At 70.6% G+C, this 17,664-nt stretch carries 15 protein-coding genes and 1 riboswitch; of the genes, 10 read left to right on the plus strand and 5 right to left on the minus strand.

The annotated features are described in order from the left end of the window. Positions 1-49: 49 nt before the first annotated feature. Complete coding sequence (locus ACIBI4_RS08900) at positions 50-586, minus strand: peptidoglycan-binding protein (RefSeq protein ID WP_399202955.1); 537 nt, start codon at positions 584-586, stop codon at positions 50-52. Between the two features lie 365 nt (positions 587-951). Between ACIBI4_RS08900 and ACIBI4_RS08905 the strand changes: the two genes are divergently transcribed. Then, positions 952-2,004, plus strand: coding sequence for a helix-turn-helix domain-containing protein (locus tag ACIBI4_RS08905; protein ID WP_399202956.1), 1,053 nt, complete (start codon positions 952-954; stop codon positions 2,002-2,004). 232 nt (positions 2,005-2,236) lie between these two features. Continuing rightward, positions 2,237-3,226 (plus strand): malate dehydrogenase, encoded by a 990-nt coding sequence (locus tag ACIBI4_RS08910; RefSeq protein WP_399202957.1) that lies wholly within the window; start codon positions 2,237-2,239, stop codon positions 3,224-3,226. A 90-nt stretch (positions 3,227-3,316) separates the two neighbouring features. On the opposite strand, the gene ACIBI4_RS08915 is transcribed toward ACIBI4_RS08910, so the two are convergent. After that, positions 3,317-4,093, minus strand: a complete 777-nt coding sequence (locus ACIBI4_RS08915) for a hypothetical protein (RefSeq protein ID WP_399202958.1) — start codon at positions 4,091-4,093, stop codon at positions 3,317-3,319. Positions 4,094-4,249: 156 nt separating this feature from the next. Between ACIBI4_RS08915 and ACIBI4_RS08920 the strand changes: the two genes are divergently transcribed. The 5 genes from ACIBI4_RS08920 (at position 4,250) to ACIBI4_RS08940 (ending at position 11,603) form a co-directional block, all read left to right on the plus strand. Then, a complete protein-coding gene (locus ACIBI4_RS08920; RefSeq protein WP_399202959.1) occupies positions 4,250-5,782 on the plus strand; it encodes an aldehyde dehydrogenase family protein in 1,533 nt (510 codons plus the stop codon). 86 nt (positions 5,783-5,868) lie between these two features. Next, entirely contained in the window at positions 5,869-7,389 is a 1,521-nt protein-coding gene (locus ACIBI4_RS08925; RefSeq protein WP_399202960.1) for a GMC family oxidoreductase, read from the plus strand. Next, positions 7,389-8,543 carry a glycine betaine/L-proline ABC transporter ATP-binding protein gene (locus ACIBI4_RS08930; protein WP_399202961.1) on the plus strand — a complete coding sequence of 385 codons (1,155 nt, stop codon included), beginning with the start codon at positions 7,389-7,391 and terminating at the stop codon, positions 8,541-8,543. The genes ACIBI4_RS08925 and ACIBI4_RS08930 overlap by 1 nt, the downstream gene beginning before the upstream one ends. A gap of 34 nt (positions 8,544-8,577) precedes the next feature. After that, positions 8,578-10,575 carry an ABC transporter permease gene (locus tag ACIBI4_RS08935; protein ID WP_399202962.1) on the plus strand — a complete coding sequence of 666 codons (1,998 nt, stop codon included), beginning with the start codon at positions 8,578-8,580 and terminating at the stop codon, positions 10,573-10,575. 68 nt (positions 10,576-10,643) lie between these two features. Further along, complete coding sequence (locus ACIBI4_RS08940; RefSeq protein WP_399202963.1) at positions 10,644-11,603, plus strand: glycine betaine ABC transporter substrate-binding protein; 960 nt, start codon at positions 10,644-10,646, stop codon at positions 11,601-11,603. 69 nt (positions 11,604-11,672) lie between these two features. Here ACIBI4_RS08940 and ACIBI4_RS08945 read toward each other — a convergent pair whose 3' ends face one another. Then, a complete protein-coding gene (locus tag ACIBI4_RS08945) occupies positions 11,673-12,173 on the minus strand; it encodes a carboxymuconolactone decarboxylase family protein (protein ID WP_399202964.1) in 501 nt (166 codons plus the stop codon). Between the two features lie 47 nt (positions 12,174-12,220). Here ACIBI4_RS08945 and ACIBI4_RS08950 point away from each other — a divergent pair, with 47 nt between their 5' ends. Continuing rightward, positions 12,221-13,609 carry a PLP-dependent aminotransferase family protein gene (locus tag ACIBI4_RS08950; protein WP_399202965.1) on the plus strand — a complete coding sequence of 463 codons (1,389 nt, stop codon included), beginning with the start codon at positions 12,221-12,223 and terminating at the stop codon, positions 13,607-13,609. A gap of 28 nt (positions 13,610-13,637) precedes the next feature. Here ACIBI4_RS08950 and ACIBI4_RS08955 read toward each other — a convergent pair whose 3' ends face one another. Continuing rightward, positions 13,638-14,477, minus strand: a complete 840-nt coding sequence (locus ACIBI4_RS08955) for a hypothetical protein (protein ID WP_399203232.1) — start codon at positions 14,475-14,477, stop codon at positions 13,638-13,640. Between the two features lie 109 nt (positions 14,478-14,586). On the opposite strand from ACIBI4_RS08955, the gene ACIBI4_RS08960 reads away from it, so the two are divergent. Together ACIBI4_RS08960 and ACIBI4_RS08965 are read left to right on the plus strand one after the other, a co-directional pair. Beyond that, positions 14,587-14,952, plus strand: coding sequence for a hypothetical protein (locus tag ACIBI4_RS08960; RefSeq protein WP_399202966.1), 366 nt, complete (start codon positions 14,587-14,589; stop codon positions 14,950-14,952). A 17-nt stretch (positions 14,953-14,969) separates the two neighbouring features. Then, positions 14,970-16,157: a glutathionylspermidine synthase family protein gene (locus tag ACIBI4_RS08965; RefSeq protein WP_399202967.1), complete on the plus strand. Its 1,188-nt coding sequence runs from the start codon at positions 14,970-14,972 to the stop codon at positions 16,155-16,157. Between the two features lie 44 nt (positions 16,158-16,201). Here the strand turns inward: ACIBI4_RS08965 and rocD are convergent, their stop codons facing one another. Next, positions 16,202-17,461 carry an ornithine--oxo-acid transaminase gene (rocD, locus tag ACIBI4_RS08970; RefSeq protein WP_399202968.1) on the minus strand — a complete coding sequence of 420 codons (1,260 nt, stop codon included), beginning with the start codon at positions 17,459-17,461 and terminating at the stop codon, positions 16,202-16,204. Between the two features lie 92 nt (positions 17,462-17,553). Further along, a riboswitch (ZMP/ZTP riboswitch) is annotated at positions 17,554-17,640 on the plus strand. Positions 17,641-17,664: the final 24 nt, after the last annotated feature.

Raw genomic sequence — 17,664 nt, forward strand, 5'->3', positions numbered from 1 at the left:
GGAGCCCGGCCCGGGGGAGGTCACGGCGGCGGTGCGCCGCGCGACCGGATCAGTTCGCCCAGGTGTACGCGGCCTTCTTCCAGGCGCCACCGGCCTTGACGTAGTACAGGCCGCCCACGCGCTTGAAGTTCACCTGGCGGTCGTAGCCCGTGTACGTGATCCGGTGGCGGCCGGTCCGGTCGAGGAAGTTGTCGGCGAGCCCGAAGGTCTGCCGGCCGACGACACCGTCGACCCTGATCCCCTCACGGTCCTGCCAGTACTTCGTCGCCGAGTGGGTGCGCGGCCCGAACCGGCCGTCGATGTCCCACCGCGTGAACGCGTGCCACCTTCCGTCCGACCCCTTGTACTTGGCGCCGTCCGCCCACAGGATCGTCTGCCACAGCCGCGTCGCGTTGCTGTGCGCGTACGAGTGCCGTGACAGGTTCCCCTCGTCCCTCCAGTCGTCCGTCGGACTGCCGTGCCCGTCGATCACGTACGGCCGGCCCGACGCCGCCGCGGTCGGTGCGAGACCGGTGAGGACCAGTCCGGCTCCGGCCGCCACCGAAACCGCCGCGACGGTGACCCTGCGCTGCTTGCTGAGGTGCATCTGTGCTCCCCCCTCGTGGTGCGTGGACACCAAGGAGCGTGTCCGGTCTCCGACTTGGTACAAAAGCCGCCGAAGCGTGACCGGGACGGTCCGGGACGTCCCGTACGCTGACCTGGGGTTCCCCCGCGGGCCATGGGACGCGGATGGGACACTTCTGATGACCGAACGGGGCGCGCACCGGGGCGAGCCCTGACCCGAAACGCTCCCGTGCGCCGGTGCCGGGGGAACTGACACCCTTGCTTTGGGCATCCCATTGGTTAGCCATGGGGGAGCTTCCGTCCGGTCTGTCCGGTCGGGGGCCAGGGCATGCAGGGCGTCGCACGAGGGTACGTCTGGGCACGACACGGGGGGACAAGGGGGAAGCAATGCCTCGTTGGAGGGCGCTGCCGGAGGAACTCGACCCGCAGGTACGCGAGTTCGCGAGCCAGCTGCGGCGGCTCGTGGACCGCAGCGGGCTGAGCATCGCCGCGGTGGCGGACCGTACGGGCTACAGCAAGACGTCGTGGGAGCGTTATCTCAACGGCCGGCTGCTCGCGCCCAAGGGCGCCATAGTGGCCCTGGCCGAGGTCACCGGCACCAACCCGATGCATCTGACCACCATGTGGGAGCTCGCGGAGCGCGCCTGGAGCCGCTCCGAGATGCGTCACGACATGACGATGGAAGCGATCCGGATCTCGCAGGCGCGCGCCGCGCTCGGCGAGTTCGGCCCGGGTCCGGCCAAGGGCAGGAACGGCAAGCCGCGCACGGCCGCGGCCGCCGGACCGGGTGGTGCCGCCACGGCCCACCCGCCGACCCAGCCGGCGGCCGCGTACGCACCGCGGACCGCCGCACCCTCGTCCGGCGCCGGTTCCTACGGGCCGCCGTCCGGTCCGGGGCGGGTCGCGGCGCCGCCGCGGTCGTCCGGTTCGCCGGACGGGCAGCGCAGGAAGCGCAAGCTGACGATGTTCCTCGCGGGCGTCGTCGGTGCGCTGATCGTCATCGCGGCCGCGGTCTTCCTCACCGACTTCGGCAAGGACGACGGCGACCCGGGCGCCACCAAGCCGCCCGCGACGCCCACCGAGACCGGTCCCGAGCTGCCCGAGGGTGTCGAGTGCCAGGGTGACTCCTGCGCCGGCAAGGACCCGGAGAACATGGGCTGCGGCGGCACGCTCGCCGCGACCCCGGTCAAGCGGAAGGTCGGCACGGCCCTGGTCGAGGTCCGCTACAGCAAGACGTGCGGCGCGGCCTGGGCCCGTATCACCACGGCCAGTCCCGGTGACACGGTGGAGATCCGCGCGAAGGGCGAGAAGACCCGTACCGCCGAGGTCAACGCGGACCTCGACGCGTACACGACCATGATCCCGGTCAAGAGCGCCGACGACGCCACGGCGTGCGCGGTGCTCGGGGACGGCCAGGAGGGCTGCACGGAGCCGGAGTGACCCGGGCTTGCACGGCCGCCGCGTTTTCCTCTCCCGGAGCGGCGGCCGTTTCCGTACGGGTGGCGTGTGGGCCGGACCACACAAGGCCGGAGTCAAAGGGTGCGCCGGGCGCGATAGCCTGACCGGTGGATCTCCCTTGACGTCAAGAGATCGATCAACGTGACGTCGCCGGGGAGCCCACAGGACTCGGGGCAGGGACGCCCCACCGCCAGCTGTCTTAACGGAGATCGCCATGACCCGCACTCCCGTGAATGTCACCGTCACCGGCGCGGCCGGCCAGATCGGTTACGCACTGCTCTTCCGTATCGCCTCCGGCCATCTGCTCGGCCAGGACGTGCCGGTCAAGCTGCGTCTCCTGGAGATCCCGCAGGGCATGAAGGCCGCCGAGGGCACCGCCATGGAGCTCGACGACTGCGCCTTCCCGCTGCTCCAGGGCATCGACATCTTCGACGACCCGAACAAGGGCTTCGAGGGTGCCAACGTCGGTCTGCTCGTCGGCGCCCGCCCGCGCACGAAGGGCATGGAGCGCGGTGACCTGCTCGAGGCCAACGGCGGCATCTTCAAGCCGCAGGGCAAGGCCATCAACGACCACGCCGCGGACGACGTCAAGATCCTCGTGGTCGGCAACCCGGCGAACACGAACGCCCTGATCGCCCAGGCCGCCGCCCCGGACGTACCGGCCGAGCGCTTCACCGCGATGACCCGCCTCGACCACAACCGTGCGCTCTCGCAGCTCTCGAAGAAGACCGGTGTCCCGGTCTCCGAGATCAAGAAGCTCACGATCTGGGGCAACCACTCCGCCACGCAGTACCCGGACATCTTCCACGCCACGGTCGGCGGCAAGAACGCGGCCGAGGTCGTGAACGACGAGCAGTGGCTGGCCGACGACTTCATCCCGACCGTCGCCAAGCGCGGCGCGGCGATCATCGAGGCCCGCGGCGCCTCGTCGGCCGCCTCCGCCGCCAACGCCGCCATCGACCACGTGTACTCGTGGGTCAACGGCACCGCCGACGGCGACTGGGTCTCCATGGGTATCCCGTCCGACGGCTCCTACGGCGTCCCGGAGGGCCTGATCTCCTCCTTCCCGGTCACCACCAAGGACGGCAAGTACGAGATCGTCCAGGGCCTGGACATCAACGAGTTCTCCCGCGCCCGCATCGACGCCTCCGTCAAGGAGCTCGCCGAGGAGCGCGAGGCGGTCCGTTCGCTCGGCCTGATCTGAGCGGCTCCACCCGTACGACGCCGAAGTCCCGGACTCCCTTGCGGAGGCCGGGACTTCGGCGTTCACGCACCCGGGGGCGCGCAGCGGGTGTCAGGACTGCTGTTGCTGCTGCTTCTGCAGTTCCTTGATGTCCACCGTCTCCGAGGCAGGCGGTGTGTCGCTCGGGACCGGCTTGTCGTAGTCCGAGAGCAGGACCGTCTGCTCCTTGCCGTCCTCGTTGCTGACGATCTTCAACGGGTAGGGCTCGCCCTCGGTGGCGACGTCGATGGTGCTCTTCTCGCCGTCCTCCGTGGCCTCGATCGTGATCGTCTCCTGGCCGTCGACGCTGGACGTGCCGCCCTTCTTCACGTTGTCCGAGTCGTTGTCGGACTCCATTTCCTTCTGCAGTTCCTTGAGGTTGCAGGAGGAGGAGAGTTCGCTCATCTGGGGGTCGTTGGCGTCGCCCACGAGGTAGCGGTCGCCCAGGAGAGTGGCGATGGCGCCGCCCTGCGGGCCGCCCATCGTCTTCCAGAAGTCCTTGTCGGCCTTGATCCAGACCTTGTCGCCGCGCTTGAGGATGTCGAAGCTGCCCTTGCCGGCGCCCATCTCGAAGGTGCCGGCACAGTTGCCGTCCTGGTCCACGGCCAGTTCGAAGGACTCGGGGCCGCCGCCGGTGGCCGCGCCACCGCTGTCCAGCTGCATCTTCAGGGACTTCGCGTCGAGCAGCGCCTGCTGCGCCGCGTCGCTGATCTCCTTGGCGCTCTTGTCGGCGATCCCGCCGCCCGACCCTCCCGAGTCGTCTCCGCACGCGGCGAGCGTCCCGAGCAGCAGGCCCGCACAGAGCGTGACCCCCGCGGCGCGCAGCGTCCCTCGACGTGTCCTGGTCATCGCTTCTCCTCGTTAGGGAACAGACCGCCCAGTGGGGCAGGTTCGGGGCGAACGATCCTAGCGCCGAGTGAGCCAGGCCACTTTCGGACAGCCGATGCGCATGCTTTGCGCCCTCCAGGGCAGGGGCATCCGATCACACGTGATGACGCGGGGTGAATGTTTCGGGAACGGAAGGCAAGACGCGAAGTGTCGGCACAACAGACCATCCACGTGGACGGAGAGTGGCGGAACGCCCTCGACGGTGCCACGCGCGAGATCCTCGACCCCGCGGAGGCCCGTCCGTTCACGACCGTGGCCGAGGGCGGCACCCATGACGCCGATCAGGCGATCGCCGCCGCCCGCCGCGCCTTCGACGAAGGCCCCTGGCCGCACACGCCGGTGGCCGAGCGGGCCGCACTTCTGCGCCGGGTCGCGGACCTGCTCGTACGGGACCGCGAGACGCTCGGACGCCTGGAGAGCCAGGACGCGGGCAAGACCGTCGAGGAGGGCCGCGTCGACGTCGACTGCGTGGCCGACGCCTTCCGGTACTTCGCCGACCTCGTCGTCGGCGAGGGTCCGGGGCGGGTCGTCGACGCGGGCTCCGACACCGTGCACAGCACCGTCGTGCACGAGCCGGTCGGTGTCTGCGCGATGATCACGCCCTGGAACTACCCCCTGCTCCAGGCCAGTTGGAAGATCGCCCCGGCGCTCGCGGCCGGCAACACCTTCGTCATCAAGCCGAGCGAGATCACCCCGCTGACGACCGTCGAGCTGATCCGCCTCCTGGCGGAGGCCGGTCTGCCGGCCGGTGTCGCGAACATCGTGACCGGTCCCGGGCACACGGTCGGCGCGCGCTTCGCCGAGCACCCGGACGTCGACCTGATCTCCTTCACCGGCGGCCTCGTCTCCGGTACGAAGGTGGCCGAGGCGGCCGCGAAGAGCGTCAAGAAGGTCGCGCTCGAACTCGGCGGCAAGAACCCCAACGTGGTCTTCGCCGACGCCTGCGCCACCGAAGAAGGCTTCGACACCGCCGTCGACCAGGCCCTGAACGCCGCGTTCATCCACAGCGGCCAGGTCTGCTCGGCCGGCGGCCGGCTCATCATCGAGGAGAGCGTCCGCGAACGCTTCGTCGCCGAACTCGCCCGCCGCGCCGGTCAGATCCGGCTGGGCCGCGGCACCGGTGACGGCGTCGAGTGCGGACCCCTCGTATCGCAGCAGCAGTTGGACAAGACCGAGGCGTACGTGGCGTCGGCGCTGGCCGAAGGGGCCGTGCTGCGGTCCGGCGGCAAGCGGCCCGCACCCAGCGAAGTCCGGTCCGCCGAGGGCTGGTTCTACGAGCCGACCGTCCTCGACCGGTGCCACAACGGCATGAAGGTGGTCCGCGAGGAGGTCTTCGGGCCGGTCCTCACCGTCGAGACCTTCACCACCGAGGACGAGGCGCTGGCGCTCGCCAACGACACCGAGTACGGGCTCGCGGGCGCCGTATGGACCCCGGATGTCGCCAAGGCGCGGCGGATGGCGCGCCGGATGCGGCACGGCACCGTCTGGATCAACGACTTCCACCCGTATCTGCCGCAGGCGGAGTGGGGCGGCTTCGGCAAGTCGGGGGTCGGGCGCGAGCTCGGCCCGTCGGGTCTCGCCGAGTACCGGGAGACCAAGCACATCTACCAGAACCTGGACCCGAAGCCGGTCCGCTGGTTCGCCGGCTGACCACCCGGCGAACCGCCCACGCAGCACGCGCCACGCACCACGCGCCATTACGCGAAGAACCTTTGCACCACCACGAAGGGGAACACATGCCTCAGTACGACTACGTCGTCGTCGGAGGCGGCACCGCAGGATCGGTGATCGCCTCCCGGCTGACCGAGGACCCACAGGTCTCGGTCGCCGTCATCGAGGGCGGGCCGAGCGATGTGGGGCGTGACGATGTCCTCACCCTGCGCCGCTGGATGGGCCTGCTCGGCGGTGAACTCGACTACGACTACCCGACGACCGAGCAGCCGCGCGGCAACTCGCACATCCGGCACAGCCGCGCCCGCGTGCTCGGCGGCTGCTCCAGCCACAACACCCTGATCGCGTTCAGGCCGCTGCCGTCCGACTGGGACGAGTGGGCCGAGCACGGGGCCGAGGGCTGGGACGCCGCGGCGATGGCGCCGTACTTCGACAAGCTCCTCAACAACATCGTCCCCGTCGACGAGAAGGACCGGAACGCGATAGCCCGGGACTTCGTGGACGCCGCGCGGACCGCGCTCGGCGTCCCGCGCGTCGAGGGCTTCAACCGGGCACCCTTCGACGAGGGCGTGGGCTTCTTCGACCTCGCGTACCACCCCGAGGACAACAAGCGCTCCAGCGCCTCGGTCGCGTATCTCCACCCCGTGATGGACGAGCGCCCCAACCTCACGGTCCTCCTCGAGACGTGGGCGTACAAGCTGGAGCTGGACGGCTCGCGGGCCCGCGGCGTCCATGTCCGCACGAAGGACGGCGAGGAGGTCTACGTCGAGGCGGCGCGCGAGGTCATCGTGTGCGCGGGCGCCGTGGACACCCCGCGGCTGCTCCTGCACTCGGGCATCGGCCCGCGCGAGCAGCTCGAAGCGCTCGGGATACCCGTGGTGCACGACCTGCCGGGCGTCGGCGAGAACCTGCTCGACCACCCCGAGTCCGTGATCGTCTGGGAGACGCACGGACCCATCCCGGAGAACTCGGCGATGGACTCGGACGCCGGTCTCTTCGTGCGCAGGGACCCGGAGTTCAAGGGCCCCGACCTGATGTTCCACTTCTACCAGATCCCGTTCACGGACAACCCGGAGCGGATCGGGTACGAGCGGCCGCCGCACGGCGTCTCGATGACGCCGAACATCCCGAAGCCCAAGAGCCGCGGCCGGCTGTATCTGACCAGCGCGGACCCCGAGGCCAAGCCCGCCCTCGACTTCCGGTACTTCACCGACGAGGACGACTACGACGGCCGCACCCTCGTCGACGGCATCCGCATCGCCCGCGAGATCGCGCAGGCCGAACCGCTCGCGTCCTGGCTCAAGCGTGAGGTCGCCCCGGGACCCGAGGTCACCGGCGACGAGGAGCTCAGCGCGTACGCACGGCAGGTCGCCCACACCGTGTACCACCCGGCGGGCACCTGCCGAATGGGTGCCTCCGCTGATGAACTTGCCGTAGTGTCCCCGGACTTGACCGTCCGCGGCCTCAGCGGCGTCCGGATCGCCGATGCGTCCGTCTTCCCGACGATGCCCGCGGTCAACCCGATGATCGGGGTCCTGATGGTGGGCGAGAAATGCGCCGAGCTGCTGACCGGGAGTGATGCCTGATGACCGCCGACATGACCAAGTCCGGGGCTGCGAAGCCTGGGGCCGCGAAGTCCGGGGCGGCGAAGTCCGGGGCTGCGGACTCCGCGAAGTCCGGCCCGGTGTTCGCCGTGCGCGACCTGTGGAAGGTCTTCGGGCCGAAGGCCGCCAAGATCCCCGGCAACGCCGACTACGCCGGCCTGTCCGTCGCCGAACTCCGCGAGAGGACCGGCTGCACGGCCGCCGTGCGCGACGTCAGCTTCGAGGTGCAGCGCGGCGAGGTCTTCGTCGTCATGGGCCTGTCCGGCTCCGGCAAGTCCACGCTCGTACGGACCCTGACGCGCCTCATCGAGCCGACCTCCGGCTCGATCGCCATCGACGGCGAGGACGTCCTCGCCATGGACAAGAACCGGCTGCGCGAACTGCGCCGCCACCGCGCCGCGATGGTCTTCCAGAACTTCGGCCTCCTGCCGCACCGCACCGTCCTCGACAACGTCGCCTACGGCCTGGAGATCCAGGGCATGGGCAAGGCCGAACGCCGCGCGAAGGCGCAGCAGGTCGTCGAGAAGGTCGGCCTCGCCGGCCTGGAGAACCGCCGCCCCGGCCAGCTCTCCGGCGGCCAGCAGCAGCGCGTCGGGCTGGCCCGCGCGCTCGCCGTCGACCCCGAAGTGCTGCTCTTCGACGAGCCGTTCAGCGCCCTCGACCCGCTGATCCGCCGCGACATGCAGGAGGAGGTCATCCGCCTGCACCGCGAAGAGGGCCGCACCATGGTCTTCATCACCCACGACCTCTCCGAGGCGCTGCGCCTGGGCGACCGCATCATGCTGATGCGCGACGGCGGCATCGTGCAGCTGGGCACGCCCGAGGAGATCGTCGCCAACCCCGCGGACGACTACGTACGGGACTTCGTCCGTGACGTGGCCCGCGAGCAGGTCATCTCGGTGCGCCGCGCCATGCGCCCCGCCGACGGCGAGGAGGCCACCTCCGGACCGGCGATCGGCCCCGACACCCTGGTCGTCGACGCCATCGAGGCCGTCGCCCGCACCGGAGAGCACTGCCGCGTCGTCGAGGGCAACCGCACGCTCGGCGTCGTCGACGAGTCCCGGCTGCTCGCCGTGGTCGCCGGCCTGGACGGCGACGCGGGGGACCAGCAGGACAAGGCGGTGGCCGCCGTATGAGCCGCTCCGTACGCAGTACGAGGGGGCGCGCGATATGAGTGCCCCGACCCTCGACCGTCCGTTGAAGAGCGACACGCCGGGTGCCTCGCAGTCACCCGGGGCCGTGGCGCGGGTGATGGCGCATCCCAAGGCTGTGGTCCTGGTCGCCGTCCTGCTCCTGGTCGCCGTCACCGCGGCGATCGGTGACACCGCGTCCTGGCCCAAGGCCCTGCGGGTGGACGTGGAGAGCCCGCTGGACGACCTCAACGCGTGGCTCAACGACAACCGCACCACGCACCCGCTGTTCCTCTACTTCCTGCTGCACATCAGCAACTTCACCGAGTCCTCCGCGGACTTCCTGGTCGAGCTGTTCGAGGCCATGGGCTGGATCGGTGTCACCGTCGTCGCCACCCTCGGCTCCTGGGCCGCCGGCGGCGCCGACCTGTCGCGCCGCGCCCTGCGCACCGCCGCCACCGCGCTCGGCGTGTTCGTGGCCGTCGGTGTCCTGGGCCTGTGGGCCAAGACCATGGAGACCCTCGCCCTGATGACCGTCGCGGTGATCGCCGCGGCGCTGCTCGGACTGCTGCTCGGTCTCGCGGCCGGCCTCTCGGACCGCTGCGAACGGCTGCTCCGGCCGGTGTTCGACACCATGCAGATCATGCCGGCGCTCGCGTATCTGCTGCCGCTGATGCTGGTGTTCGGCATCGGCACCGCACCCGCGCTGATCTCCACGGTCATCTACGCGGCGCCGCCGATGGCCCGCCTCACCTCGCTCGGTCTGCGCTCGGCCGACCCCGCGGCGCTCGAAGCCGCCACATCGCTCGGAGCGAGCGGCCGGCAGCGGCTGCTCACCGCCCAACTCCCGCTCGCGCGCAAGAGCATGATGCTGGGCCTCAACCAGACCATCATGATGAGCCTCTCGATGGTGGTGCTCGCCTCGCTGATCGGCGCGGGCGGCCTCGGCAACGAGATCTACCGCGCCCTCAACAGCCTCGACGTCGGCTCCGCGATCGTCGCGGGCACGGGCATCGTCCTGGTCGCGGTGCTCCTCGACCGTACGACCGCGGCGGCCGGTGAGCGGATCGACGAGGAGACCGGTCTCGGCATCAGCGCGTTCACCAAGCGGCTGCGGATCGGCGTATGGGCCCTGTTCGGAGCGGTCTTCGCGGTGTTCGCCACGCTCGGCAGCCGCATCGGCGCGGCCGAGTGGCCCGCCGAACAGACCGTGAGCATCGGCGCGAACCTGCAGTCCGCCGTGGACTGGGTCACCGAACACCTCGGTTCCGGCATCCCGCTCATCGGCGGCACGCTCACCTGGGGCAAGGGCTTCGCCGAGTACGTGCTCAACCCCGTGCGCAGCACCTTCCTCGACACCCCGTGGTGGGCGCTCGTGCTCCTGGTGGCCGCACTGGGCTGGGTCGTCGGCACCTGGCGCGCCGCCCTGTCGGCGACCGCCTGCCTGGCCGTGATCGGTGTGCTCGGGCTGTGGGATCCGGCGCTCGACACGCTCTCCCAGGTGCTCGGCGCGCTCCTCGTCACCGTCGTGCTCGGTGTCCTGACCGGTATTGCCGCGCACCGGTTGCCGTGGCTGGAGCGGCTGCTGAGGCCGGTGCTCGACGTGATGCAGACGATGCCGCAGTTCGTCTATCTCATCCCGGCCATCGCGCTGCTCGGGCTCGGCCGCACCACCGGAGTGCTGGCCGCCGTGGTGTTCGCGGTCCCGGCCGTCATCAGGATCACCACCCAGTCGCTCAAGCAGGTCGATCCGACCGCCGTGGAGGCGGCCGTGTCACTCGGCGCGACAAGCCGCCAGCAGCTCCTCCAGGTCCAGCTCCCGCTGGCCCGCCGGGGTCTGCTCGTCGGCGTCAACCAGGGCGTCGTCCTGGTGCTCTCCATGGTCGTGATCGGCGGCATGACCGCCGGCGGCGCGCTCGGATACGACGTCGTCTACGCCCTGGCGAAGAGCGACCTGGGTCTCGGCCTGCCGGCCGGCATCGCCATCGTCTGCCTCGGCATCATGCTCGACCGCCTCTCGCAGCCGCGCCGCCGCTGAACACCGCGCGGCCGCAAGCCGCCGCACGTACGTCCTCGTACTCCCGCCAGAAAAGGAAGACCCTTTCGATGAACAGCAAGCCGATACGCAATTCCCTGATCGCGGCCACCGGCGTCGCCGCCATGGTGGCCCTGAGCGCCTGTGGCGCCGCCGAGACCGGCAGCAAGGGCTCGGACGGCAAGGAGATCACTCTCGCGCAGCCCAACTGGGCGGGCGCCGAGGCGAACATCGCCGTGGCGAAGAAGCTGCTCGAGGACGAGCTCGACGTCAAGGTCGAGGTCAAGCAGATGAACGAGGCCGCGGCCTTCAAGGCGCTCGACGGCGGCCAGGCCGAGGCGCTCCTGGAGGACTGGCACGGCAACCCCAACGAGATCAAGGAGTTCGTCGACGAGAAGAAGTCGGTCGTCTCCGGCGGCAACCTCGGCGTCAAGGGGCACATCGGCTGGTACGTGCCGAAGTACTACGTCGACAAGAACCCGGACATCACCGACTGGAAGAACCTCAACAAGCACGCCAAGGACTTCGAGACCTCGGAGAGCGGCGGCAAGGGCCAGTTCATCGGCGCGGACCCCGAGTACTCGCAGCACGACAAGGGGATCATCGAGAACCTGAAGCTGGACTTCACCCACGTGCCGAGCGGCAGTGAGGCGGCCCAGCAGAAGGAGATCGAGCGGCTCTACAAGGCCAAGAAGCCGTTCCTCACGTACTGGTGGACCCCGCAGCTGCTGCAGAACCAGATCGACCTGGTCGAGGTGAAGCTCCCCGAGTTCACCGAGGGCTGCAACGAGCCCGTCGAGAAGGCGGACTGCGGCTACCCGCAGGTCGACCTGGAGAAGTTCCTGAACGCCGAGTTCGCGAAGGGCGGCAGCGACGCCGCCGAGTTCCTGAAGAACTTCGAGTGGTCGAACGCGGACCAGGACAAGGTCGTCACCTTGATGAAGGTGGACAAGCTGAGCCCGGACGCGGCGGCCGAGAAGTGGATCAACGACAACAAGGCGACGTGGGAGAAGTGGCTTCCGAAGAAGTGACGCTTCACGCGTGACGTACGTGGAGGGGCGGGCCGCCGTTGGCGACCCGCCCCCTTCACGTACCGCCGCTCAGTCCTTCGGCCGGTGCGCCACCGACCCCGGCGTGTAGTGACCCGGGACCATCCGCGTGCTGACCGCGATCCGGTTCCACGCGTTGATCACCGTGATGACCGCGAGCAGCGCCGCCAGCTCGGCCTCGTCGAAGTGCTTGGCCGCCTTCTCCCAGGCCTCGTCCGGCACGAAGCCGTCCGTGATCACCGTGACCGCCTCGGTCAGTTCGAGCGCGGCCGCCTCCTTCTCGGTGTAGAAGTGCCGCGACTCCTCCCAGCCGCTGAGCTGGATGATCCGCTCCACCGTCTCGCCCATCGCGAGGGCGTCCTTGGTGTGCATGTCGAGGCAGAACGCGCAGTGGTTCAGCTGCGACGCGCGGATCTTCACCAGCTCGGCGATCACCGGGTCGAGCCCGGCACGCGAGGCGCCGTCGACCTTGATCATCGCCTTGTAGAAGTCGGGCATGTGCTGGCCGATGTTGAGGCGGGGGGTGTGCTCGGGGGCGTATTCGTTGCTCATGCCATCGAAACTACCGGCGGGTGGCCCTGCCGGTATGGTCCATTTCCATGGTGGATTCATGGGCCAATCTGGGCGTCGACCTGCACCTCGACCTGGGCCGCTCCGGCGTCCGCAAGGGTCTCACCGACGCCCTGCGCGACGCGGTACGCGGCGGCCGGCTCACCCCCGGCACCCGCCTGCCGTCCTCCCGCTCCCTCGCCGCCGACCTGGGCATCGCCCGCAACACGGTCGCCGACGCCTACGCCGACCTCGTCGCCGAGGGCTGGCTCACCGCACGCCAGGGCTCCGGCACGCGCGTCGCCGAGCGCACCGTCCCCGCACCGAAGACTCCGCGTCCCGCCCCGCGGCGCGCCGCCAAGGTCACGTACGACCTGCATCCCGGCTCCCCGGACGTCAGCTCCTTCCCGCGTACGGAATGGGCGAAGGCCACCCGCCGCGCCCTGCTCGCCGCCCCGCACGACGCCTTCGACTACGGCGACCCGCGCGGCCGCCTCGAACTGCGCACCGCACTCGCCGACTACCTCTCGCGCGCCCGCGGCGTCCACGCCGAACCCGACCGCATCGTCATCACCGCGGGCTTCGTCGGCGCCCTGCAGCTCCTCGCCCGCGTCCTGCGCACCCGCGGCGCCACGTCCGTCGCCGTCGAGTCGTACGGGCTCGCGCACCACTGGCAGCACCTCACGGACGAGGGCCTGGCCATCCCGCCGCTCCCGCTCGACGGACTCGGCACACGTACCGAGGCGTTGGGCGCCGAGGGCGCGCTGCTCATCACCCCCGCGCACCAGTTCCCGCTCGGCAACCCGCTCGCCCCGGCCCGCCGCGCCCAGGCCGTCGACTGGGCGCGCCGCACCGGCGGGGTGATCCTGGAGGACGACTACGACGGCGAGTTCCGCTACGACCGCCAGGCCGTCGGCGCCCTCCAGGGCCTCGACCCCGACCGCGTCGTCTACTGCGGCACCGCCAGCAAGTCCCTCGCCCCCGCGCTCCGTATCGGCTGGCTGGTGCTGCCCGCCGACCTCGCCGCGCAGGTCGCCGAGGCCAAGGGCGTCTCGGACTGGCAGAGCAGCGCCGTCGACCAGCTCGCGCTCGCGGACTTCCTCACCTCGGGGGCGTACGACCATCACGTACGAGGCATGCGCCTCAAGTACCGCCGCCGCAGGGACGAGTTCGTCGCCGCGCTCGCCGCACGCGCCCCGCACGTCCGCGTCAGCGGCATCGCGGCGGGCCTGCACGCGGTGCTCGACCTGCCGCCCGGCACCGAGCAGTCGGTGCTCCGCGCGGCGGCCTGGCGCGGTGTACACGTCCAGGGCCTCGGCTTCTTCCGCCACCCCGAGGCGACCACCCCGCCCCGTGACGGGCTCGTCGTGGGGTACGGGACGCCGCCGGATCATGCCTGGGCAGGGGCGCTGGAAGCGTTGTGCGGCGTCCTGTCGTGACGGGCGCGGCACTGCCGGCTTCCTGACCTCACACCCCCGTCGGACTCTCCTCCACCGGCGCCTCCCCGAACCTCGCCAGCGCCAGCGCCCCGGCCACCGCCACCGCGAAGCCGAGGACCGCCAGCCATCCGAGCCCGGCCCGGGTCTCGTCGCCCAGCCAGATCACGCCGACCAGCGACGGTGCGATCGTCTCGCCGAGGACGAGGCCCGCCGTCGCCGTCGGCACCGAGCCGCGCTGCAGGGCCGAGGTCAGCAGCAGGAACGCGCCGCCGCCGCCGATCAGCAGGGCATACGTGGCGGGGTTGGTCAGCAGCTCGTCGAAGCTGAACTCGTCGATCAGGCGCACCGCCACCTGCACCACCCCGAAGCCGAGCCCCGCCCCGAGCCCGAGCACCAGCGCGCGCGGCTTGTCGGGGAGCCGGCCGCCCGCCGCGCCCACGAGCAGGAGCAGCACGGACGCCGCCAGGAGCGCCCATTTCAGCGCGTCCGAACCGGACTTCTCGCCCTCGGCCCCCGCCGCGAGCCCCACCATCGCCAGCCCCGCGCACACCACCGCGATGGCCGTCCACTCCGCGTGGCTCAGCTTGATGTGCAGCAGCCGCGTGGCGATCAGCGCGGTCACGGCGAGACTGCCGGCGAGGGCCGCGCCCACCGCGTAGATCGGAATGTGCTTGAGGGCCACGATCTGCAGCACGAAGCCGAGCCCGTCCAGCCCGAGCCCCGCCAGATACCGCCACTGCCTGAGCACCCGCATCAGCAGCCCCGGGTCCACCCCGGACCCCGTACCGGGCGCGATGGCGCGGGTGGCGACGGCCTGCAGCACGGAGGCCGCACCGAAGCAGACCGCGGAGGCGAGCGCACAGATCATCCCAATGAGCACAAAAGGACTCTAGGCTTCCCCGGGCCCCAGGGGCGTTTTCCGGCCGCCGCGCGGGTGTGGCTATGCTCGCGTGCGCAGTTCGACAGGGGGAGTGAACATGACAGCCGAGAAGAAGCCGCGCCGGATGCGGTCGAGCACGGTGATCCTCGGCGGGATGGGCGTCCTCGCCGCCGCCCTGTCCGCCTGCGGCTCCGACCCCGACAAGCGCTGCGTGGACCGCGACAACTACGACTACGCCACCGGCTACAAGGTCGTCGACTCCAAGTACTGCGACAGCAGCTCCAGTTCCCGCAAGAGCCGCACCGGGAGCTCCGGCCGCTCGGGCGGCAACCGCGTGGACGGCGACTGGTACTACGACGCCGAAGTCGACCGCGGCCGCGCCGACTACGGCACCTTCAGCCGCTCCGAGGCCGTGGACCGCGGCGGCTTCGGCTGCTCCGGCTCGGGCTCCGGCGGCGGCTGAGCGGACCGGTCACCGCCATGGAACGCCGCACCATCACACCCCGCCCCGACTGGCAGCAGACCGTCGAGGAACAGGGCGTCATCTACCCGCTCACGCGCTACCCCGACGACTCCCTGCGCCCCTACTGGGACGAGAGCGCCTACTACGTCTTCGACCTGCCCGAGGTCGAGGCCCTGGAAGACGTCGTCGAGGAACTCCACGCGATGTGCCTGGCCGCAGCCGCGTACATCGTCGAACACGACCGCTTCGCCGACCTCGGCATCACCGACCCCCACCTCGCCGCCCGCATCGCCGAGGCCTGGCGCCGCCGCGCCGAACTCCCCTCCCTCTACGGCCGGTTCGACCTCCGCTACGACGGCACCGGCCCCGCCAAACTCCTCGAGTACAACGCGGACACCCCCACCTCCCTCGTCGAGGCCGCCAGCCCCCAGTGGTTCTGGATGGAAGAGCGCTTCCCCGGCGCCGACCAGTGGAACTCCCTGCACGAACGCCTCGTCGACGCCTGGCGCAAGCAGGCGAAACTCCTGCCGCCCGGCGCCCCCGTGCACTTCGCGCACTCCACCGCCGACGAACTCGGCGAGGACCTGATGACGGTCGCCTACCTCCAGGAGACCGCCGAACAGGCCGGCCTCGACACCGTCGCCATCCCCGTCGAGGACATCGGCTGGGACCGGCTCTCCAGCCGCTTCGTCGACCACCGCCTCGGCTTCATCCGCGCCTGCTTCAAGCTTTACCCGTGGGAGTGGCTCGCCACGGACCGCTTCGGCGACCACGTCCTCGACACGCTCGACAACGGCGGCGGCACCGGAAGCACCCTCTGGATCGAACCGGCCTGGAAGATGCTCCTCTCCAACAAGGCCCTGCTCGCCATCCTCTGGGAGCTCTACCCCGGCCACCCCAACCTGCTCCCCGCCTACCTCGACGGCCCCCGCGACCTCACCTCGTACGTGGCCAAACCGCTGCTTGGCCGCGAAGGCGCGGGCGTCACCATCCACACGGACGCCGACGCCGGCAGCGCCGCTCCCCTCGTACGCGACGAACCGTGCTGCTACCAGGAGCTGGCCCCGCTGCCCGCCTTCGACGGCAACCACGTCGTCCTCGGCGCGTGGGTGGTCGAGGACGAGGCAGCGGGACTCGGCATCCGCGAATCATCCGGCCTGATCACGGACGAGTACGCCCGCTTCCTGCCGCACGTGATCCTCTGAGCGCTCCCGGTGGGCTCACCCGTTGGGCCTCCCCGGTCGCGGGCCTACACCTCGCCCGCCTCGCCCTCCTCACCCGCGTCCAGCACGGCCTTCAACTGGTCGAGACCCCAGTCCAGATCCTCCTTGCTGATCACCAGCGGCGGCGCGATCCGGATCGTCGACCCATGCGTGTCCTTCACCAGGACACCGCGGTCCATCAGCTTCTCGGAGATCTCCCGGCCCGTCCCGTACGACGGATCGATGTCCACCCCCGCCCACAGCCCGCGCCCGCGCACCGCGCGCACCGCACCGCCGCCGACCAGCAGTCCCAGCTCGCGGTGCAGATGCTCGCCCAGCTCCGTGGCCTTCGCCTGGTACTCACCCGTCTCCAGCATCGCGATCACTTCGAGGGCCACAGCGCACGCCAGCGGGTTCCCGCCGAACGTCGACCCGTGCTCACCCGGCCGGAACACCCCGAGCACCTCCCGCGAGGACACGACGGCCGACACCGGCACGACCCCGCCGCCCAGCGCCTTGCCGAGGATGTACATGTCCGGGACGACCCCCTCGTGCTCACACGCGAAGGTCTTCCCCGTCCGCCCGAGCCCCGACTGGATCTCATCCGCGATGAACAGCACGTTCCGCTCCCGCGTCAGCTCCCGCACCCCCGGCAGATAGCCCGCCGGCGGCACCAGGACCCCCGCCTCGCCCTGGATCGGCTCGAGCAGCACGGCCACCGTCTCGTCCGTGACCGCCTCGCGCAGGGCGTCGAGATCCCCGTACGGCACGACGTCGAAGCCCGGCGTGTACGGACCGAAGTCCGCCCGCGCCTCGGGATCCGTCGAGAAGCTCACGATCGTGGTGGTCCGGCCGTGGAAGTTGTCCGACGCGACCACGATCCGCGCCGCACCGTCCGGCACACCCTTGACCTTGTAGCCCCACTTTCGAGCGGTCTTCACGGCGGTTTCGACGGCCTCCGCGCCGGTGTTCATCGGCAGCACCATCTCCATGCCGCACAACGCCGCGAGCCGCGTGCAGAACTCGGCGAACCGGTCGTGATGAAACGCCCGCGACGTCAGCGTGACCCGCTCCAGCTGGGCCTTCGCCGCGTCGACAAGACGCCGGTTGCCATGCCCGAAGTTCAGCGCCGAGTACCCGGCCAGCATGTCCAGATACCGCCGCCCCTCCACATCGGTCATCCAGGCCCCCTCGGCCGTGGCGACCACGACGGGCAGCGGATGGTAGTTGTGCGCACTGCGCGCATCGGCCGAGGCGATCAAAGCTTCCGTACGCGTTTCCGTCGTCGACACGGGGTCTCCGTTCATCGTGCGGTGAGGGCTGGGGTGTCGCCCACTTCTCTATCGTCGCTCGCATCGCGGACGAGGAAACCTCGCCCGGACACCTGCCGGTAAGGTGACGCGTGGGCCGTGACTGGCGCGCTGAGATGGGGTCAACCATCGGGGAGCGGCTCGTGAACTGTGTGCCGTGCGCCTGGGCCGAACCGAGTACGACGAACCTGTACGCATCG

The sequence above is a fragment of the Streptomyces sp. NPDC050418 genome (genome assembly GCF_044458745.1).
Lineage (GTDB): Bacteria > Actinomycetota > Actinomycetes > Streptomycetales > Streptomycetaceae > Streptomyces.